Origin of the sequence: Rossellomorea aquimaris (assembly GCF_020172085.1) — a bacterium.
GTDB classification, from domain to species: domain Bacteria; phylum Bacillota; class Bacilli; order Bacillales; family Bacillaceae_B; genus Rossellomorea; species Rossellomorea aquimaris_E.
Genome location: NZ_JAIVAT010000010.1, coordinates 93,047 through 111,558, shown reverse-complemented (window position 1 = coordinate 111,558; position 18,512 = coordinate 93,047). Strand labels below are relative to the sequence as shown.

Below are 18,512 nucleotides of genomic sequence, written 5' to 3'. Positions count from 1 at the left end.
CCAGCGTTCGTCCTGAGCCAGGATCAAACTCTCCGATAAAAGTTTGAATAGCTCTTTAAAATAAATCTAGAATTAACGTTGACGTATTGTCTTGTTTTGTTCAGTTTTCAAGGTTCAATAATCAGGTAATAAATTGGAGCGGGTGAAGGGAATCGAACCCTCATCATCAGCTTGGAAGGCTGAGGTTTTACCACTAAACTACACCCGCATATAAAATTTCGATGGTCGGGAAGACAGGATTCGAACCTGCGACCCCTTGGTCCCAAACCAAGTGCTCTACCAAGCTGAGCTACTTCCCGTCAGAAAAGCATATGTATAAATTCGTGAATGATACTCACTAGTAGAAACAAGATGGCGCGCCCGAGAGGAGTCGAACCCCTAACCTTTTGATCCGTAGTCAAACGCTCTATCCAATTGAGCTACGGGCGCATTATGTCTTTTGAAACCTTTTGGTGCGGCCGAGAGGACTTGAACCTCCACGGGGTCGCCCCCACTAGGCCCTCAACCTAGCGCGTCTGCCATTCCGCCACGACCGCGTTTTAAAGCGACAAACACTATTATATCGAGGAAAATCTATTTTGTCAACAACTTTTTTAAAGTGTTAAAAGTGCGGGTGAAGGGACTTGAACCCCCACGCCTTGCGGCGCCAGATCCTAAGTCTGGTGCGTCTGCCAATTCCGCCACACCCGCATGAATCTGTAAATATTTCCGCATTCGCGAAAATCCTATAATAAGATATTTTACCGGAGTAAAAAATCTATGGTGAGCCATGAAGGACTCGAACCTTCGACCCTCTGATTAAAAGTCAGATGCTCTACCAACTGAGCTAATGGCTCGTAATGGCTGGGCTAGCTGGATTCGAACCAACGCATGTCGCAGTCAAAGTGCGATGCCTTACCGCTTGGCTATAGCCCAATATGTCATTAAAAAGTGACGAGGTTTTAATAATACCATGTCCACTCCGATGAAGTCAATGACTTTTTTAAAATAAATCTGGCGGTCCGGACGGGACTCGAACCCGCGACCTCCTGCGTGACAGGCAGGCATTCTAACCAACTGAACTACCGGACCAAAGCTTTTTGCGTTAGCAAATAGGTTTCATTACATTGCGAAAGCAACATAACTTTCATTAAAGTAAATATGACCCGTACGGGATTCGAACCCGTGTTACCGCCGTGAAAGGGCGGTGTCTTAACCGCTTGACCAACGGGCCACGTCATTAAAGTAATGGCGGAGAAGGAGGGATTTGAACCCTCGCGCCAGTTGCCCGACCTACACCCTTAGCAGGGGCGCCTCTTCAGCCACTTGAGTACTTCTCCATAAAAATGGCTCCGCAGGCAAGATTCGAACTTGCGACCGATCGGTTAACAGCCGATAGCTCTACCACTGAGCTACTGCGGAACGTGAAGTATTCTAACGCTTAACTCGTCTTATCGACTCTTTAGATTATAATGACTCATCGTTTTCTTGTCAACTACTTTCCGACACTTTTTTCACGAAACGATTGTAATCAAAAGTCTGAATCTTTATCTTTTTTCAAACACCATTTCCTTCTCCAGTCGTAACTTTCCACTGCAGCGACCGCACACATATTTACTCGTATTAATCTTTCGTTTTCTTTCAAATTTCCACCCACACTTAGAACAGCTATAGAGTACTACTCGTTTTCGCTGCTTCTCACTAGGTAACGAAGCACAATGCCTCGGTCCCCCCACCTTCTGAAGAAGCCTCTTAAAGTCTTGATCTCCATGTTTGTAACCTTTTCCTTCTATATGTAAATGGTAATGACACAGTTCATGCTTAATGATCCCGATTAATTCCTCCATCCCATGCTCATCGAGATACTTACGATTAATATCGATATCATGACTTCTTAACATATACCTTCCTCCCGTTGTCCTTAATCTGGGATTAAAGTACGCCTTATGAAGGAAAGGCTTGTGGAACGACTGCGTTGAAATTTTTTCAACTAACTGTTGCAACTCAGCATTCGTCATAAAAATTCCTTCTTTCTTCGTTAGAACATGACAACCCATTATAGCATAAACTAGGTATCACCCTTACTGTTAAAACCTGAGATCAACTACTCTTATAAAACCCTTTTTCATTGGGGCTTTCTTAGAGACAAGGAGGTTCATACATGCCTAATTGGCTTGTCAATCAATTAAGGAAAGCATACCTCGAGAAGGATCGTTACCAAATTAAACTTCTCAATCAGTGCTGGTACTTTTACCGAAAGAAGAACTGCTCTTAATGGAAACTGTAACGACACGAGTCATTCGACCACATATTGAAAAAAAGAGCTGACTTCTGATAGTTCCCTATCATGCCGTCAGCTCCTATTCTCTTCCTACTGAACCATCGTCAGCGAGACTCTGCCTTTTTGGACATCAACACTATCGACCCAAACGGTTACGACGTCTCCAACAGAAACCACATCTAATGGATGTTTTACATATCCGTTTTTCAACTTCGATATATGGACAAGACCATCCTGTTTAACACCAATATCGATAAATGCTCCAAAATCTACAACATTTCTAACAGTCCCTTGCAATTCCATTCCTTGAGTAAGATCCTCCAATTTCAGGACGTCCTTCTTCAGTAACGGTTTGGGAAACTCATCCCTTGGATCACGGCCCGGTCGAATCAGTGAATCGATAATATCCTTCAGCGTCAGCTTCCCTATTTCCAGTTCACCAGAAACCTCTTCTATATTCAATTGATTCAATGCCAGCTTTAATTCTTCTGTTCCGATGTCCTGTACACTTAATTCCACTTTAGAAAGGAGTTTCTTCACATCATTGTAGTTATCCGGGTGAATCGGTGTTCGATCAAGCAGTTCTTTTCCATCCATTATTCTCAAGAATCCGATACACTGCTCATACGTCTTGGCGCCCAGCCTTGGAATCTTCTTTAATTGGGCTCTCGATTGAAACTTACCTTCTTCTTCCCGTTTTTTCACAATATTATTTGCCACTGTCTTTGAAAGTCCAGCAACATATTGAAGAAGAGAAGAGGAGGCAGTATTGACATTTACCCCGACCTTGTTAACCGCTGTCTCTACGACGAAGGTTAAGGATTCATTCAGCTTCTTCTGAGAAACATCATGTTGGTACTGACCAACCCCGACGGATTTCGGATCAATCTTCACTAACTCTGCCAATGGGTCCTGCAATCTTCTCGCAATAGAGACAGCACTCCTCTCTTCGACCTGAAGATCAGGGAATTCTTCTCTTGCCACTTCAGACGCTGAATACACACTTGCCCCTGCTTCATTGACAATTAAATAAGAAATGTTTGCATTCAGATCTTTAAGCACATCCACAACAAATTGTTCCGTCTCCCTGGAAGCTGTCCCGTTGCCTATCGCCACAACCTCTATGGAATATTTCTGTAATATCCCTTTGATAATCTCTTCAGCTTTTTCCCGCTTCGGTTTAGGCGGATGTGGATACACCACATTTATATCAAGGGTTTTCCCTGTTTCATCAATGACAGCAAGCTTACACCCCGTCCGGAATGCAGGATCCACCCCTAACACCATCTTCCCTTTCATCGGAGGCTGTAGCAATAATTTCCGTAAGTTTTCGGAGAAGATATGAATGGCCTGATCTTCCGCTTTGTCTGTTAACTCATTACGGATCTCCCTTTCCACGGAAGGCTGAATAAGCCTTTTATAACTATCCTCCACCGCTTCTTTCACAAGAGGGACAGAGATGGAATGTACATTTTTAATAACCTGCTTTTCCAAATAGTGCTGGATACCCTCTGCATCAGGCTGGATATTCACCTTGAGGATGTCTTCCTTTTCTCCTCTATTCATCGCCAACACCCGATGAGGAACCACTTTGTGAATAGGTTCTTGATAAGAATAATACATTTCAAATACTCTTTTTTCGTCCAGCTCTTCTTTTTTTACTTTTGTTTCAATTAACCCTTTTCGGAATGTATACTTTCTTATGTAGTCCCGGTAAGATGCTTCGTCCGAAATATATTCTGCAATGATATCGCGTGCTCCACTCAGGGCTTCCTCGACTGTCGTCACTTCTTTCTCTTCAGAAAGGTAATGTTTCGCCTCATCTTCCAAGTCACCCTTTGGTGGGAAGGAAAGAATCCATTCAGCCAGGGGTTCCAATCCTTTTTCCTTCGCTACGGTCGCTTTAGTACGCCTTTTTTGCTTATAGGGGCGGTATAAATCTTCCACCATTTGCAGCTTATCAGCTTTATGGATGGCATTTGCCAATTCTTCCGTCAACTTCCCTTGTTCTTCTATCAAACGGATAACTTCTTCTTTTCGCTGCTCAAGATTCTGCAGGTAATTCCATTTATCCATAATATTACGGATCTGAACTTCATCCAGCGCGCCTGTCTGCTCTTTTCGATAACGAGCGATGAAAGGAACTGTATTCCCTTCCTCCAGCAACGAGATGACGTTTTTTACATTCTTTATCGATAAGTTCAATTCTTTTGATACTTGGTTAAGTAAAGGTTCCTGCTTTGTTAATGTTGATGTCACATGTATTACCTCCATTAATAGGATTCTTTTATATTTTACCATAATTGCCTTTTAGGGTTGAAAAGGCAACGGGGAAATCAATGTATCCAAATAAACAAAAAAACTTACCCTAAGCCCATTAGAGTAAGTTTCCTATTATATATGTTGTATCATCTGATGTACCATCGACTAATGATTGGATATCCCCTAAAGCTCCGTGAAGGGTTGGATACCTTTGGAGGATATTCTTTACGCCGGATATACTCAAACCATCTGAGTGAATAAGAAATCTGGAGTTCGGATTGTAATGAAAGCGTTGGGTTTTATACTTCTGCGGTCTTCCAGATAAATAACCTGTCACCGGCAGGGGATAAGTCATCTTTCCTTCTGGTGCATACATATAAAAGCGGATATTTCCAACACAGCTATACACAAACTCTTTGGAATGGTAATATGCTTTAATGATTGCAACTGCCGCTCCGCGTTTTCTTTGCAGAGCTTCATTACACAGGCTCATGAGAGTTTCCACATCCTCATGGTGATGCTTTTCAACTATTTCCACCACAACATGTGACGATTCGTACGCAAACTTACCACTACCTAAACCATCGGCCAGGACACAGATAAAGTAATCGTTTGTAGATGTATAGTAATAGCTATCACCACAAAAGGGGTTCCCATTTTTCGATACTTGTTCTGCATAAAGCTCTATTTCATTTTGTTGAAGATAAGCCATTAATAATGACTCTCCGAATCGTTCATCTCTTCTTGTATGGCTTCCCTTAACTTCTTAATTGCCCTTCTTTGCAGACGGGAAACATGCATTTGTGAAATCCCGAGCTTTTCACCAGCTTCTTTTTGGCTTAGATTTTCCAAGTAAGTGTGTTGTATAATCGCTTTCTCTCTATCGGTAAGGACATGAAGGACTTTTTCCAGAACAAGCCGCTGATTTACTTTCTCGTAACCCTCATCCTGATCCCCTACAATATCCAGTATCGTTACCGTGCTTCCTTCTGAATCCGCCTCTATCGAATGATCCACGGAAAGCGCCTGATAACTCCTGCCCATTTCCATTGCTTCCAGTACTTCTTCCTCGCTCACTTCCAGATACTCCGCAATTTCATGAACCTGGGGAGAACGCTCCAATCTATTCGTTAACTCTTCAACCGTCGATTTGATTTTCGGGCCGAGTTCCTTAATTCTACGCGGGACATGTACACTCCATGTCTTATCTCTTAAGAACCTTTTGATCTCACCGATGATGGTTGGAATGGCAAAGGCTTCGAATGATCTGCCGAAGGATTCATCATATCGTCTGATGGCACCAAGCAGTCCAATCATCCCAACCTGGATAATATCCTCATGGAAAGACCTGCCCTTTGAGTATTTCCTTGCGATGGACTCAACGAGGTTTTGATAGTGAAGGATGAGCTGGCTCTGAGCATCGTCATCTTGCGTTTCCTGATACTCCTTGATCCATTGCAGTACTTTTTCTTTTTGGGCCTGCTGGTTAGGTTGAGATAGTTTTTTCATCCCTCTCCACCTGCTCCCCTGATAGGAATTTAGTCATGAAGACTGTCACTCCCTCCTTGTGATGCACTTTTACATCATCCATAAGGCTCTCGATAAGGTAAAGGCCTAACCCACCTTCTCTTAAGAACTCAACGGAATGATCGGCATGATAAGGACCAACAGCACTTCGGATTTCTTTAAAATCAAAGCTTTCACCATGATCTGCCACCATCACCTCAAGACGATCCTCATACAGGGCAAATCCAACGACTACTTCCCCGAGATTGTCCTTGTAAGCATGCTGTACCGCATTAGTGATTGCTTCACTTGTGGCAATCTTCAAATCCTCAATTGCATCATAATCAAACCCCATGCGACTTGCAATACCTGAAAGCGTCAAACGAATAACCCCGACATATTCCGGCTTTGCGGGGATTTTCATTTCGATGTAATCAAAAGCTTGCATCATTCCACCCCACCTTCTACCTTGGAATTAATATTCATAATATCCCCTAAACCTGTAATATCAAACAGTCTTTGTAAACGATCGGACAGGCCAACAAGATGAAGTTGTCCACCACGCGCCTTTACCATTTTAAACAGACCGACAAAGACTCCTAGTCCGGTACTATCCATATAAGACACTTCGGAAAGATCGACTGTAATATCTTTATTATCAGCTTCAGCAGATGGTTGAAGCGTTTCCTTAAGCTTTGGAGCTGTATATGCATCAATTTCACCGGCCACTTTTACAAGCAGCTCATTTTCTTTTTCTTTCATATCTATTGATAAGTTCATAAAAAGACCACCTTTTTGGCAACGTTATATTAAGTCTCTATACATTTACCCTATGAATGATAAAAATAAACTTCTTTATGAAATTCTTTTTATGATGATCAAGGTGAAATCGTCTCTCAGTTCAAAGTGCTGCAGCTTCTCCAGTTGTTTATACACTTTATTCACGATCTCCTGTGTCGGCAGATGCGTATATTGGCTGATTAATTGAACTAAGTCCTCTCTTTCGATGAACCCCTCTTCGGTACGGCATTCAGTTACTCCGTCAGAGAGTAGGATAATCATATCCCCTACTTCCACCCGTCGTTCATACTGCCTGTACTTCGCTTTCTTATCCACTCCCAATAAGAGCCCTTTTGCATCAAGGTCCTCATATTCATCCGTTGAAGCTTTATAAAAAAAGCCAGGTTCATGCCCAGCTGATGAGTATGAAAACAGATGTTTCTCGGGATTATAAACACCGTAGAACATTGTGATGAACATACTCGCATCCACATTCTGTTCCACAACCCTATTCAAGCTTTCCAGTACCGCATTCGGTTCATGGCGATATTCAGGTAAACTATCCATCGCGTATTTAATCATGGACATGCAAAGAGCAGCCGGTATCCCTTTTCCGATGACGTCTGCTATGGCCACGCTGACACTATCATTTTCATCCTGCACAAAGTGATAGTAATCTCCGTTCATTTTCTTGGCAGGTACACTGACTGCCCCAATATCCAATCCTTCCACTGCCGGAACGACTGTCCCAAGAAGGGTCTGCTGCATATTGGATGCTACATCTATTTCGTTATTTAGTTCTTGTTGTTTCGTTCTGAGGCTTTGATGTTCCCGGTAAGCAAAACCATAGCCAATCATGACTTCCAGCAGGATATCGAATGAATGCAAAACCTGATGCGGTATATCCGGTTCCATTTCCAGAATGACATTCTTATGAAGACTGATGATTTCTTCGGGTGACACGTGATGCTCAATTGATTTACGGCTGAATTTCTGCCCTAAGTAAAGGGCTTTCTCATCTTGATCGTTTAGATAGTGCTCAATGATCTCTCTATATTTTGAATCCATCAATTCTCTGAAATTCATCTAACTCCCCCTAGCGGAGCCACTTTGTCGCCCTTATATCTGTCCCTTCACCAGGTACAGATTCTACGTTAAACTCATCCATTAAGCGCTTAACTCCAGGCAAACCTGCTCCTAATCCGCCCGATGTGGAATATCCATCTTCCATTACTTTTCTGATATCGGCAATACCAGGACCTTCATCTAAGGCGATGATGCGCACACCCTTTTTCCCGGCGTCAAATAATTTCTCAATACATATCTGACCATAGCCGGCATATAAGTAAATGTTCCTTGCTAATTCGCTGATAGCCGTAGTGATACGAGCTTGGTCAACGGTGCCGAATCCGAGCTCCTTCGCTACATTCCTCCCTAACTGGCGGGCAGCAACGATGTCCCATTCATTCGTGATCTTCACGCAGGATTGGCTATCCATACCTAGTCCCCCAGTTCCAATTGTAATTTCTCCAGACCTTTTTCGAGATCAAGAGCGGTTAGAACGTCCTCTAACCTGATTCCAAGCTCAATCAGCGTAATCGCTACAGCTGGCTGAATACCTGTGATGACCACTTTAGCCCCCATTAATCTGGACATGTTGATGACATCCCCAAGAACCTTCGCGATAAAGGAATCTATGAAATCGATGGAGGTAATATCAATCACAACTCCCCTTGCACTCGTCTCGTGAATCTTCTGTAGAAGATCCTCTTGAAATTGAAGGGCGGTTTGATCATCCAGCTCCCACTGAATGGAAATCAACAAACAATCATGCAGCTTTAAAATTGGTATTCTCACTCTAATCCCTCCGCCGAAACAATTTTTCGATTTGTCATTTCAAGAGCCTTTTCTATCCCTTTTCTTAACGTACTATTCGTACTGAACTGATTAAGATCAATCCCTAAATTGACGATCGTCTGGGCAATCTCAGGTCTGATACCTACCAGCATGCACTTCGCCCCGACTAAACGCACAGCCTCTGCCGCTTGAATGATATGATGAGCAACCATTGTATCCACCACCGGTACACCCGTGATATCAATCAATACAACTTCTGCCCTATGCTTCACTACACCGTTTAACAGGTTTTCCATGATCAAGCGCGCTCGTTCAGTATCAATAGTTCCGACAAGAGGCATGATGGAAATTTTCTCAAAAACCGGTATAAGGGGCGCAGATAATTCCTGTAATGCTATCTTTTGAAGAGAAACCGTTCGTTCCCATGATTCTGTATAAGCCTTAACCACTTTGTTGTACATCGGGGTCAGCCATTTGTCGAATTTCTCAACCTGAGCAGCATAATTTTCTTCTGATATCAGTTGATCATTCGTCATGCCCTCAAATACCACTTTCCCAAATGTACCTAATGCTGATGTCACAAATGTTAGTGGCCAGCCTAATCTGACAACTTTCTCAGCGAAATCTTCCAACCGGCTGGTGAATTCTTTCGAATCTCTCAAATTGGCAGCAATCATTTCCACAAACTCATGGCTTGTCTTAGTGAAAACCTGATCAGAAACGACTTGAAGAAACTTCTCATCCGCCTCATTTCGCATTCGTTCCATCCAAATACTAGTGATTTCTGATTTATTGGTTTGAATATAATCCGTGACTTCACTAAACATATCGTTCTCTCCATTCTATCATATGAAATTTAACCTCAGTATTTATGCCGAGTGTTGTAACTCAATCTTAAAGTAGTTTACATCCATGGACGAAAAATGACGTAATTAATCTAATAGTAACAAATTAACATAGAAAAGAAAAAAGCTATGCCTTTTCGGGTATTTTGCTTTCTTTTCCCATTATAAATTGTTTGCCTTGTTTTGTCATAAAATTGTCTATATTTCCACTATCCATATTCTTCTTACAATCAAAAAAACTTCGCCGTAATATAAAAAAGGCAAAACAAAAAGGCTTAATGATCAATATCGTGTTGATCAGCAAGCCTTCTGGTTTGCAGTAATACTGTCCCTATTATAAACGTGACCATGATTACACACATTCAGTAAGAATGCTGTTAAAACTGGATCAGACCCACACTGATTTGCAGGGCGTCATCCACCTTTTCCATCATCTCATCATCCAGATGTGTAATTTTATCGGTAAGACGCTGTTTATCGATCGTTCGAATCTGTTCAAGCAAGATAACGGAATCACGTTCAAAGCCATAACGTTTTGCATCAATTTCAACATGAGTAGGCAGTTTTGCTTTTTGAATTTGTGCGGTAATGGCAGCTACAATAATTGTGGGACTAAACCTGTTCCCTATATCGTTTTGAATAACAAGTACCGGCCGAACTCCGCCTTGTTCTGAACCTACAACAGGAGAAAGGTCTGCAAAATATACGTCACCACGCTTTACAATCAAAGGATTAACCTCCGCTTACTAAGCGTTCGACTGTATGTTCTGCCTCATATTCTGCTTGAATCGCTTCAGAAGCGATTGCGAGATTAATCTTAGCCATTTCCATATAGCCGCGTCTCATAGATTCACGTAATTGTCTCTTTTTACGCTCTCTTAGATACATTTTGGTTGCACGATAAATAAACTCATTGCGATTCACATTTTCTTGATCTGCAAAGCCGTCTAATTCTGTAACGAGCTGTTGCGGTAGACGAATTAAGATTTCTGTTGTTGCGCTGGATTCAGACACAAACTACACCTCCACCAATCACTACATACCGTTTCTGTTCATTAACATATTTATCATACCATCAATTATAGGGAATGAAAAGTTAATTTATCAATCTCTTCTATTATCCACCATTTAAAATACGAATTATTCATCCTGAAGTTCTTTATTTTTCAATTGACCCTGTACCCCGGTAGATAAGAGTTTATTCGATACTTCTGCAGGTTCTCCGTTCCGTATATAAATACGCGGAACCCTTGTAGAGATGATACAAGGTATCTCATAGTTGATTGTATCAAGCTTTTGAGCGATTTCATCCATGGTGATATCCTCTTCGCCCTGACTGCCGATTAGCGTGACACGGGTTCCAGTCGACCTGGATTCAGGGAGGCGGATCATGCATTGATCCATGCAAATCCTTCCAACAATTGGAACTCTCTTTCCGTCCACCAAAACGTCCTGCCCCTGTAACTTTCTAAGCCACCCGTCAGCATAACCGATGGGAATCGTCCCGATCCACTCAGCCCTTTCCGTTTGATACGTAGCTCCATAACTGACCTTCTCAAAAGCTCCGAGCTCCTTGGTGTGGATGAGTGTCGAATGAAGAGAAAAGACTTCCTTTAACGGAAATGGCAGTTCCGGTTTCATTTCAATCGACGGTGTAAGTCCATACATGGCAATTCCGACCCGCACAGCATTAAAGAGTGTATTCGTTTTCCTTAAAGTAGCCGCACTATTGGAAGAATGAATATAGGCAGGAAGACTATCCAATTGTGCAAGCATATGTTCGAAACGCACCAATTGCTCATCAAGATACTCATCGTTCAATTCATCCGCAGTGGCGAAGTGGGTAAAGACCCCTTCCATTTCGAACTGAGGATGATCAAGGATATATTTCTCAATCCCCTTCAACTCTTCAATCGTCCGTACACCGATCCTGCCCATACCGGTATCACATTTGATGTGGAGGTTTAAACAATCCCCTTTTGACAGTTGTCTTTCAGCTTCCTCTAGCCATTCCTGCTGAAACACCGTTAATGAAATATCCATATCGGCAGCCATCTTCACGTCTTTAGGGCGTGTAGCCCCCAACACCAGGATAGGTGCGATGATGCCGCCTCTCCTTAAGGAGATCGCTTCATCCAGGAATGCCACAGCAAGACCATGCGCCCCCGCCGAAAGAGCCGTCAGAGATGTTTGCACATCCCCATGACCATACGCATTCGCCTTCACTACGGCAAATACCTTTACATCATTCGGGATATGACCTTTGATATTCTTTACGTTTTCATATAAATGATCTAAATTGATTTCAGCCCATGTATCACGAAAAAATTGCGTCTGGGTTTCCACTCTGTTCACTTCCTCGTATCTTTACACAAAACATTGTCATTCTATTCAAGAATACCATGGATTATTCATAATATCATTGATTGTGGTGAAGAGAATTTTTCAGGGAAGGGTTAAACTCGAAAAGAGGGTGTTTGAAGGGAAATAAGATCTACGACGAAACTTTACTATCCGTTTGTGCTCAAATTGCTTGATTAGTAAAATATGTGACCTTTTATTATCAACTTACACTATTCACTCTTGATCCCATCATTGAAAAGAGGCAGACCCAGCAGGCCCGCCCCTATCATAGAATTTATTTCACCATCGAACCTTGTACAGACTGGGCCACCATCACCATCTCGGAAGGAGTGAGATCATTTGAAGCAAGCATATAATCCACGCCATTATTCGTCCATCTGATGGATTGATCTGTCATGGCCGCCACTGTGAATCCGAGGTCCACTAATTCCCCTTTAAGTGAAGTAGAAACCGTCATCGTCGGCACGACAGTTGTCTTCTCCTGTACGATTGTAAATGACTTTTCACCATCGTAGGTCAAGATGACACGTTTTCCGGTATCCGTCGCCACTTCTTTTTCTTCTATTAATTCAGTCCCCGTGATTTCTGACATCGGGTAAAGAACAGTGAATTCAGTATCTTCTACAGATGCTGTAACAGGAACTTCAAGCTGGGCACCTGTCATGTTCTTCTTCATGTCGAAGTCTTTCTTGTCAAATGCCGCTTTCATATCCATCTTGGAAAATTCCACTTTCACCAGCGGATTTTGATCGGAATCCATGACACTGACGGATGCAGGAGTCAGGTCTTTCTTGTTAAAGGCAATCTCCTGAGTAGGTAGCATCTGACTGTTTTGGTAACGTGTTTTCGTCGTAAACACATAATGGTTCTTCGTTTCTTTGAAGGTCGCTTCCTTGTCTTCTAAGACATCCTTGACAAGCGATTCATACAAGTACGCCTGACTGCTGTTTTCTGGCCAGTTGCTTTGGAACCGGAAGCTTTTGTTCAGGGCCGGTGTCAGAACGAACACTCCCTCGTCATTTCGCAGAATCATCTGGCTTTGATCTTTCGAAGCATTCTTTAAAGCTACACGGTAATAATTAGGGTCATTATGCCATACTTCTACATCATAGGTTTGGGGTTCCTCTCCCACCTGAAGGGTCATTTTGGCATCTGCTTTGTACCCCTTCATATCCTCTACTTTTGCCTTAAGGTCCTTGGTTACATCTTCTTTCGATTTTTGCCCACAAGCGGCGAGCGCCAGCACCGCTAACATGGCAATCACTAGTATCACTAGCTTTTTCTTCATTTTTTCAACCCCTTTTGTCCCAGGATATACGTTATTGAGAGAGGGGAAGGTCAGCTGTCAAAGAATGGACGATCCTTGAAAGAATGCCCGTTTCCATTCGCCAACGAACCGCGATTGTGAGACACCTGACCTTGTCTCTCCTATTGCACTACTGAATATATGAGACAACCTCGGGGATTATGCTGACAAGCATAAAATTTATTACTCTTCGATGACGACTTGAGCAGCCGCAAACTCCCTGCTATGGGTGATGGATAGGTGGGCAGCCGTTCCCTCAGGCTTTGAAAAATAAGGCTTGCCTCTTTCATCCTTGCTGATTTCAATATCCCGGAATGAAAGCTCCTTCCCGATCCCGGTACCATTCGCTTTGGCATATGCCTCTTTCGCAGCGAAACGCCCAGCAACAAATTCAACCCTGCGCCGCTCATTCAAAGAATAGAACGCATCCTCTTCTCTGTCCGTTAGAACCCTGCTTACAAACTTCGTCTTGCGCTCCAGCAGTTCCTGAATGCGTCCTATCTCAACAATATCCATCCCTATTCCTTTTATCATATGCGATTCCCCTTCTACTCTTGTCCTATCTTTCATATATTAATTAAGATCTCACTCGTAATTTCAAACGTCTTCTTATACTATAGTACTATTATGTAACAGAGCCTATCTAGGAGGATACAATATGTTTGTACGAACCGAAAGTTTTTCTCAATTTTTACGATTCTATCCTATTATCTCCTTGATCGTATTGATTCATATCGCCCTTTTCGCCGTAAGCGCCCTCCCTATCTTCCCCCAGCTGTGGGTATACGAACAATTGGCCGGTGTGAATTTATTCATTAAAGAAGGGGAATGGTGGAGACTCCTCACCCCCATCTTCGTTCATATGGATTTTGCCCATCTATTATTTAACTCGTTTTCTCTTGTACTATTCGGCCCGCCCCTGGAAAAACATCTTGGTAAGGCGAAATTCCTTGGCCTTTATTTAGCAAGCGGGATGTTCGCCAATATCATCACGTATTTGGTTAAACCTCTCACCTACAGTCATGTCGGGGCATCAGGAGCTATATTTGGTTTATTTGGATTTTACATCGCCATGATTGTGTTGAAAAACCATTTCATCACAAGGGAAAGCCGGCAAATCATCTTGCCCATCGTCATCATCGGAGTCGTGATGACATTTATGCAATCCGGCATCAACATAACCGCCCACATATTCGGACTTATCGCAGGATTCGTCATCGGATGGATCTCGGGCAGGAAGTAAGGAATATTCAAAAAGCGGCCCGCAAATGCAGGCCGCTTCTTCATTTACACACGATGCGAAAACCAGGAAGCAATCCTCTTAACATCCTCTTGATCAAGATCCTTAACAGGACTTTCATGTCCGGTTACACCTGATTTCACAGTCGTCGAAAGGCTACCCAGTTCTTTTCTCGATTGAAACCAGCTCACTTTCGTATCAAGAGACTGGATCCTGCTTTTCTTCATGTACATCGTATTCTTCAACAAGCCCCTATACCGTAAAGTCAATTGTCCCCCATCGATCCGCCATCCTCCTGCACGGTATTGGAAGTATCCCAGAACCCCAAAAGGAAGAATCAAAAGGGATGCCCAAAGTCCATATGGCCAGTAGAAATAACAGGCAGCTGCCGTGGGTACCAGAACCCAGGCCGACTGTCTAAACACATATCTTCTCATGGAGCGTCCAGGCAGCCCCTTAAAATCATGTTGGATGATATAGTCGGGAAACAGCCCCTTTAACAAATCCGGTACTTGTTCCTTCTTCACAATCGGGAATAGTTTGATACTCATACTGTCTTTCTCCAGGACAGACCCTCCGGCATTTTCAATATGCACCGTGCAATAGCCGATCAGCTGCCTGATGGGGTTCTCCACAACCCGAATCCCTTGGACCCGATTCAGCGGCACCGTCACCTGCTTCTTCTCAAGCAGCCCCCTTGTCATGACGATATGATCATCTACTATTTTAATCTTAAAATCTCCATAAATGATGAACGTCCAAATAATCGAGAGGACCCATGCTAGAATCAACCCTAAGAACACTGTCATAGCAACGACGAACACTCCATTTTGAACAAATACCGCCACTTCTTCATACACGGCCTCATACGGAATGAGTTCATTCATTTGTGACAAAAATAAAGCAACACCTGAAATAATGACCCCAACTCCCCCTGAGGTTGCCGCCAGGACCCAAATGTCCTTGGACCCGAGTGAGAAATAGGGTTCTTCCTCACGGGTTTCAGATGACTCAGGAGAATCCTCCACATCGGTATGCCCCTTCTTCTCCACATAGATCATGTTCTCTAAGTCCTGAGCTTCTTTCTTTGTAATCGCGGTCAGTTCCGCTTCAGACTCTCTTGAATTTGAAGAGCCTGCCGTTTCAACCTTCACCTTTACAAGCCCGAAAGGACGATGCAAGATCCCTTCGGAGAAATTAAGGCTCTGAATCCGGTCAATGGGGATGTACCGTTTCTTTTTCACAAACAGCCCATATTCAATCCGGAGTTCACCCTCTTCTACGCGGTAAGTGAATCGCAGCCATTTGATGATTCCGAAAACAAGTACGAAAACAAGCACGACAGCCATGGATAAAAGAGGAAGATAATCCCAAAACCCATTCTTCTCTTCCCGATTATTCAATACAAACAGAAATATCAAGGGGACAATCAGATCCTTTAGTTGCTTAATGAAATTGGCCACTGCCGAAATGGGGTGAAGACGTTTATGCTCAGACATCATCTTCCGCCACCCTCGCCAATTGTGATATGGAATTTCTCAGCTGATCCGCTTCTTCCATGTCCAATGCCGGAATCTCGTGAACCGTCGCTGCCGTGGAAATGGTGATCGTCGATAGTCCATACCTTTTTAAAATAGGCCCCTGTACCGTGTCCACATGCTGTACCCTCACCATCGGGACCAATGTCCGCTTCACAATGAAGATCCCACGCTGCAGTTCAATTTCCTGCTCCCTCACTTCATATCTCCATCTTTTCCATTTCATCATCGGAAGCAAGTAAACAAACAAATATGTAAACAAAATATATACCAGTACTGCTGTGACAGTCACCCAATGGGACCCATCAAAAATAAAAGCGAGCACAATCGCCCCGGCTACAAACACCGCCGCGATCAATGACTCCAACACCCCATATATTCTCCAGACCTTCAAAGCCATGGGCGATATTCGCGTTTGCGGTTCCCCTATCATGCAAATCCCCCTTCCATCTCTCTTACTAAATCTTACAGTATAAATACGATTGGGAACAGAGATGGTTTCAGAATATGCCTCACGCTAGTTAATAATAAAAGAACTCTTATCCACCCATTCGATACCTTCACATTCCTGCAGGTCCTCTACTAACTTGAACAAAGCGTCATCCTTTTTCTTTGCTTCAATCATACAATCGATTTCATCGACCGTACCTTTTATGCCGTGCAGAAAATCAAGAAACATGCCGGGATCGATGAAATCCGCATGTGCTTTATATTCCTCTTTTGACCTCGGGCTTGAGATATGCATTTTCATCGGAAGCTTCGACTGACTCCACGTCCCAACCACCCTATCCCAGTCCAACAACCAATCCCGTTCGTTATACGCAAGATGATGATGATAATCAAACACAAGGGGAATGCCCAGTTTCTCACATAAATAAAGGGCATCCGCCGCACTAAAAACCGTGTCATCATTTTCAAGGATGATCATCTGTTGAAGAGACACAGGAGTCAGCCCCCAATTATGAATGAATTGCTCCAGCGCCTTCTCCTTATCCTCATATGCCCCGCCGACATGAAGAACACAGCGATGGGTCGGATCGATTCCCATTCCTTTTAACAACGCCTCATGCACCTTCAAGGTTTTTAGCGTATTTTTCAAAACATCCACATCGCTTGAATTCAGCAGAACAAAATGGTCGGGGTGAAAATCGACCCGCATCGGATGTAGCTCGAGATAATCTTTAATCTCTTGTAGTTCCTCCTTCAAAGGAGAAATAAAATCCCACCCTTTCAAATCCGGATGATTGGCAAGAGGAATCAACTTTGAACTGAACCGGAAGAAATGGATTTCATTCAGGACATTATGCTTTAAAAGCCTAAGGCAATTTTGTAAATTCGACCGGGCAATCCTCTCGAGTTTATGGATAGCCGCTTCCCGATCCTTTATGCTGGAGAATTGTTTATATGTCATCGTTTGGGAAGGGGACGCATTTTGCAGGTTCATGCTCATGGCCACGTAGCCAAGTTTAATGAGTGTCATGGGTGGGTGGACTCCTTTTTGGGGTTAGTATGTGCTTTAGTCGGGGAATTATCTCGTGGGTTTTGAATAGGTAACAGATTTTGTTCCTCCTTGGGTTTCTAATTGAAAGGACTTTAATATTTTGTAGGCTGTGTTTCTTGAGTTTAAATGGAGGAACTTTCTTAAATCACTATTGGTTAGCTGATCATTTATTAGTAAGAAATAATCTTTGACCGCTGTCTCATGAGCTCTCTTTGATGAAGCATGGCACTTCACGCAGTACCAGGATGCACTGACTCGAATCATGGGGATGTGTTGGCAGGATTCACATCGGACACCGGTGATGAGATCGTTTTTTGTCAGGGAGTAGGCTTCTAAAATGTCTATTTCATGTTCATGATGATGCTTTAATAAGGTCCTTTTCATTTTTAAGAGTTCTTTATCTGTAATGATTGTCTTTAAATGTTTTTCATTTAGTTCTTTTATTTTATCGATGAGGTTTTGAGCATGAATAATATTCTTATAAGGATCGTCTGGTGTCGGGGATACTGTGTAGTTCAGAATGGTTGACGGGTTGCTGAAAACGACGAGGTGTTCGATTGGGGGATGATTCAGTTTATGGGTACTGAACCATTTCTGTAGTAATAATTTATATCTTTGCACTTGAGAAACCGGGTCGATAAACCCTTCCGTCACTCCTTTATGAGTCCGGGTAAGTTGTCTGATGAAAGGATCGATGAGGACGATTCCTGATATGTTTTTTACTTCGATGATTAAAATATAGAAAGGGGTAAGGATGAGAAAGTCCATTTGGAAATGGTTTGAGAAGATGGGGAGTCTTACATTATAGAAGATTTTGTACTTTTTGTCTTTCAGGAAGGTGAGGTGGTAGTACACGGTGGATTCTCCATTATATCCTGCTCTTCTTTTCTTGAAATCCTTTTCTATAAGTGACATTTGAGGATGATTATGGGGAGTTCGGCATAATAATGCTTCCGTTTTTTCAAGAATGATGGGGATTTTGAGTTCTTTACAGATCAATGGATCACTCTCCTTATGGTTTATGGATATTTAATTCGCCACAGGATGAGAGAA

Annotated in this window: 21 protein-coding genes and 11 tRNA genes; 2 read left to right on the top strand and 30 right to left on the bottom strand. The window is 42.8% G+C overall.

Annotated elements, in window-relative coordinates; translation table 11 throughout:
* Positions 1-134: 134 nt before the first annotated feature.
* The 12 genes from LCL96_RS21910 to LCL96_RS21855 all read right to left on the bottom strand — a co-directional run bounded on the left by LCL96_RS21910 (position 135) and on the right by LCL96_RS21855 (position 1,997).
* A tRNA-Gly gene (locus tag LCL96_RS21910) sits at positions 135-208 on the bottom strand.
* Positions 209-222: 14 nt separating this feature from the next.
* Positions 223-299, bottom strand: a tRNA-Pro gene (locus LCL96_RS21905).
* A gap of 53 nt (positions 300-352) precedes the next feature.
* Positions 353-429: transfer RNA gene (locus tag LCL96_RS21900), tRNA-Arg, on the bottom strand.
* 21 nt (positions 430-450) lie between these two features.
* Positions 451-536: transfer RNA gene (locus LCL96_RS21895), tRNA-Leu, on the bottom strand.
* 72 nt (positions 537-608) lie between these two features.
* Positions 609-690: transfer RNA gene (locus LCL96_RS21890), tRNA-Leu, on the bottom strand.
* A gap of 70 nt (positions 691-760) precedes the next feature.
* Positions 761-836: transfer RNA gene (locus tag LCL96_RS21885), tRNA-Lys, on the bottom strand.
* Between the two features lie 4 nt (positions 837-840).
* Positions 841-915, bottom strand: a tRNA-Gln gene (locus LCL96_RS21880).
* A 79-nt stretch (positions 916-994) separates the two neighbouring features.
* Positions 995-1,071: transfer RNA gene (locus tag LCL96_RS21875), tRNA-Asp, on the bottom strand.
* A 70-nt stretch (positions 1,072-1,141) separates the two neighbouring features.
* Positions 1,142-1,213: transfer RNA gene (locus tag LCL96_RS21870), tRNA-Glu, on the bottom strand.
* A 15-nt stretch (positions 1,214-1,228) separates the two neighbouring features.
* Positions 1,229-1,319 (bottom strand) — tRNA-Ser (locus tag LCL96_RS21865).
* 7 nt (positions 1,320-1,326) lie between these two features.
* A tRNA-Asn gene (locus tag LCL96_RS21860) sits at positions 1,327-1,401 on the bottom strand.
* A 125-nt stretch (positions 1,402-1,526) separates the two neighbouring features.
* Positions 1,527-1,997 (bottom strand): SprT family protein, encoded by a 471-nt coding sequence (locus LCL96_RS21855; protein ID WP_224945325.1) that lies wholly within the window; start codon positions 1,995-1,997, stop codon positions 1,527-1,529.
* 143 nt (positions 1,998-2,140) lie between these two features.
* Between LCL96_RS21855 and cmpA the strand changes: the two genes are divergently transcribed.
* Positions 2,141-2,254 carry a cortex morphogenetic protein CmpA gene (gene cmpA, locus LCL96_RS21850; RefSeq protein WP_098351062.1) on the top strand — a complete coding sequence of 38 codons (114 nt, stop codon included), beginning with the start codon at positions 2,141-2,143 and terminating at the stop codon, positions 2,252-2,254.
* A gap of 96 nt (positions 2,255-2,350) precedes the next feature.
* Here cmpA and LCL96_RS21845 read toward each other — a convergent pair whose 3' ends face one another.
* The 14 genes from LCL96_RS21845 to acpS all read right to left on the bottom strand — a co-directional run bounded on the left by LCL96_RS21845 (position 2,351) and on the right by acpS (position 13,714).
* Complete coding sequence (locus LCL96_RS21845) at positions 2,351-4,519, bottom strand: Tex family protein (protein ID WP_224945323.1); 2,169 nt, start codon at positions 4,517-4,519, stop codon at positions 2,351-2,353.
* Positions 4,520-4,637: 118 nt separating this feature from the next.
* Entirely contained in the window at positions 4,638-5,234 is a 597-nt protein-coding gene (locus LCL96_RS21840; protein ID WP_224945321.1) for a PP2C family serine/threonine-protein phosphatase, read from the bottom strand.
* Positions 5,234-6,031 carry an RNA polymerase sigma factor SigB gene (gene sigB, locus LCL96_RS21835; RefSeq protein WP_224945319.1) on the bottom strand — a complete coding sequence of 266 codons (798 nt, stop codon included), beginning with the start codon at positions 6,029-6,031 and terminating at the stop codon, positions 5,234-5,236. The genes LCL96_RS21840 and sigB overlap by 1 nt, the downstream gene beginning before the upstream one ends.
* The gene (gene rsbW, locus LCL96_RS21830) at positions 6,009-6,476 is read right to left on the bottom strand and encodes an anti-sigma B factor RsbW (RefSeq protein ID WP_318246453.1); all 468 of its coding nucleotides are present in this window, start codon (positions 6,474-6,476) and stop codon (positions 6,009-6,011) included. Before rsbW ends, sigB begins: the two co-directional genes overlap by 23 nt.
* Positions 6,476-6,808 carry an anti-sigma factor antagonist gene (locus LCL96_RS21825; protein ID WP_224945315.1) on the bottom strand — a complete coding sequence of 111 codons (333 nt, stop codon included), beginning with the start codon at positions 6,806-6,808 and terminating at the stop codon, positions 6,476-6,478. The genes rsbW and LCL96_RS21825 overlap by 1 nt, the downstream gene beginning before the upstream one ends.
* A gap of 75 nt (positions 6,809-6,883) precedes the next feature.
* On the bottom strand, positions 6,884-7,894 hold the full coding sequence (locus LCL96_RS21820; RefSeq protein ID WP_224945313.1) for a PP2C family protein-serine/threonine phosphatase: 1,011 nt from the start codon (positions 7,892-7,894) through the stop codon (positions 6,884-6,886).
* A gap of 10 nt (positions 7,895-7,904) precedes the next feature.
* Positions 7,905-8,306, bottom strand: a complete 402-nt coding sequence (locus LCL96_RS21815; protein WP_034763056.1) for an anti-sigma regulatory factor — start codon at positions 8,304-8,306, stop codon at positions 7,905-7,907.
* A 2-nt stretch (positions 8,307-8,308) separates the two neighbouring features.
* Positions 8,309-8,665 carry an STAS domain-containing protein gene (locus LCL96_RS21810; RefSeq protein WP_034763058.1) on the bottom strand — a complete coding sequence of 119 codons (357 nt, stop codon included), beginning with the start codon at positions 8,663-8,665 and terminating at the stop codon, positions 8,309-8,311.
* Positions 8,662-9,492 (bottom strand): RsbT co-antagonist protein RsbRA, encoded by an 831-nt coding sequence (locus LCL96_RS21805; RefSeq protein WP_224945312.1) that lies wholly within the window; start codon positions 9,490-9,492, stop codon positions 8,662-8,664. The genes LCL96_RS21810 and LCL96_RS21805 overlap by 4 nt, the downstream gene beginning before the upstream one ends.
* A gap of 395 nt (positions 9,493-9,887) precedes the next feature.
* Positions 9,888-10,238, bottom strand: a complete 351-nt coding sequence (gene ndoA / locus LCL96_RS21800; protein ID WP_034763063.1) for a type II toxin-antitoxin system endoribonuclease NdoA — start codon at positions 10,236-10,238, stop codon at positions 9,888-9,890.
* A 4-nt stretch (positions 10,239-10,242) separates the two neighbouring features.
* A complete protein-coding gene (locus LCL96_RS21795; protein WP_032085355.1) occupies positions 10,243-10,524 on the bottom strand; it encodes a CopG family ribbon-helix-helix protein in 282 nt (93 codons plus the stop codon).
* Positions 10,525-10,650: 126 nt separating this feature from the next.
* Entirely contained in the window at positions 10,651-11,856 is a 1,206-nt protein-coding gene (alr, locus tag LCL96_RS21790; RefSeq protein WP_224945310.1) for an alanine racemase, read from the bottom strand.
* Between the two features lie 292 nt (positions 11,857-12,148).
* The gene (locus LCL96_RS21785) at positions 12,149-13,162 is read right to left on the bottom strand and encodes a LolA family protein (RefSeq protein ID WP_224945308.1); all 1,014 of its coding nucleotides are present in this window, start codon (positions 13,160-13,162) and stop codon (positions 12,149-12,151) included.
* 201 nt (positions 13,163-13,363) lie between these two features.
* On the bottom strand, positions 13,364-13,714 hold the full coding sequence (gene acpS, locus LCL96_RS21780) for a holo-ACP synthase (protein WP_224945307.1): 351 nt from the start codon (positions 13,712-13,714) through the stop codon (positions 13,364-13,366).
* A gap of 124 nt (positions 13,715-13,838) precedes the next feature.
* Here acpS and LCL96_RS21775 point away from each other — a divergent pair, with 124 nt between their 5' ends.
* Positions 13,839-14,423, top strand: coding sequence for a rhomboid family intramembrane serine protease (locus LCL96_RS21775; protein WP_224945305.1), 585 nt, complete (start codon positions 13,839-13,841; stop codon positions 14,421-14,423).
* 44 nt (positions 14,424-14,467) lie between these two features.
* Here LCL96_RS21775 and LCL96_RS21770 read toward each other — a convergent pair whose 3' ends face one another.
* From LCL96_RS21770 to LCL96_RS21755, 4 genes are all read right to left on the bottom strand, one after another.
* On the bottom strand, positions 14,468-15,922 hold the full coding sequence (locus LCL96_RS21770; protein WP_224945303.1) for a PH domain-containing protein: 1,455 nt from the start codon (positions 15,920-15,922) through the stop codon (positions 14,468-14,470).
* Positions 15,912-16,391 carry a PH domain-containing protein gene (locus tag LCL96_RS21765; RefSeq protein WP_224945301.1) on the bottom strand — a complete coding sequence of 160 codons (480 nt, stop codon included), beginning with the start codon at positions 16,389-16,391 and terminating at the stop codon, positions 15,912-15,914. Before LCL96_RS21765 ends, LCL96_RS21770 begins: the two co-directional genes overlap by 11 nt.
* An 84-nt stretch (positions 16,392-16,475) precedes the next feature.
* The gene (uvsE, locus tag LCL96_RS21760) at positions 16,476-17,438 is read right to left on the bottom strand and encodes a UV DNA damage repair endonuclease UvsE (RefSeq protein ID WP_224945299.1); all 963 of its coding nucleotides are present in this window, start codon (positions 17,436-17,438) and stop codon (positions 16,476-16,478) included.
* Positions 17,439-17,486: 48 nt separating this feature from the next.
* A complete protein-coding gene (locus LCL96_RS21755; RefSeq protein ID WP_224945297.1) occupies positions 17,487-18,458 on the bottom strand; it encodes a nuclease-related domain-containing protein in 972 nt (323 codons plus the stop codon).
* Between the last annotated feature and the right edge of the window lie 54 nt (positions 18,459-18,512).

Excerpts from the sequence above, each read along its gene's own strand:
- LCL96_RS21855 (WP_224945325.1), bottom strand. The coding sequence starts at position 1,997 with ATGACGAATGCTGAGTTGCAACAGTTAGTTGAAAAAATTTCAACGCAG.
- cmpA (WP_098351062.1), top strand. The coding sequence starts at position 2,141 with ATGCCTAATTGGCTTGTCAATCAATTAAGGAAAGCATACCTCGAGAAG.
- LCL96_RS21840 (WP_224945321.1), bottom strand. The coding sequence starts at position 5,234 with ATGGCTTATCTTCAACAAAATGAAATAGAGCTTTATGCAGAACAAGTA.
- sigB (WP_224945319.1), bottom strand. The coding sequence starts at position 6,031 with ATGAAAAAACTATCTCAACCTAACCAGCAGGCCCAAAAAGAAAAAGTA.
- rsbW (WP_318246453.1), bottom strand. The coding sequence starts at position 6,476 with ATGCAAGCTTTTGATTACATCGAAATGAAAATCCCCGCAAAGCCGGAA.
- LCL96_RS21825 (WP_224945315.1), bottom strand. The coding sequence starts at position 6,808 with ATGAACTTATCAATAGATATGAAAGAAAAAGAAAATGAGCTGCTTGTA.
- LCL96_RS21820 (WP_224945313.1), bottom strand. The coding sequence starts at position 7,894 with ATGAATTTCAGAGAATTGATGGATTCAAAATATAGAGAGATCATTGAG.
- LCL96_RS21815 (WP_034763056.1), bottom strand. The coding sequence starts at position 8,306 with ATGGATAGCCAATCCTGCGTGAAGATCACGAATGAATGGGACATCGTT.
- LCL96_RS21805 (WP_224945312.1), bottom strand. The coding sequence starts at position 9,492 with ATGTTTAGTGAAGTCACGGATTATATTCAAACCAATAAATCAGAAATC.
- LCL96_RS21785 (WP_224945308.1), bottom strand. The coding sequence starts at position 13,162 with ATGAAGAAAAAGCTAGTGATACTAGTGATTGCCATGTTAGCGGTGCTG.
- acpS (WP_224945307.1), bottom strand. The coding sequence starts at position 13,714 with ATGATAAAAGGAATAGGGATGGATATTGTTGAGATAGGACGCATTCAG.
- LCL96_RS21775 (WP_224945305.1), top strand. The coding sequence starts at position 13,839 with ATGTTTGTACGAACCGAAAGTTTTTCTCAATTTTTACGATTCTATCCT.
- LCL96_RS21770 (WP_224945303.1), bottom strand. The coding sequence starts at position 15,922 with ATGATGTCTGAGCATAAACGTCTTCACCCCATTTCGGCAGTGGCCAAT.
- LCL96_RS21765 (WP_224945301.1), bottom strand. The coding sequence starts at position 16,391 with ATGATAGGGGAACCGCAAACGCGAATATCGCCCATGGCTTTGAAGGTC.
- uvsE (WP_224945299.1), bottom strand. The coding sequence starts at position 17,438 with ATGACACTCATTAAACTTGGCTACGTGGCCATGAGCATGAACCTGCAA.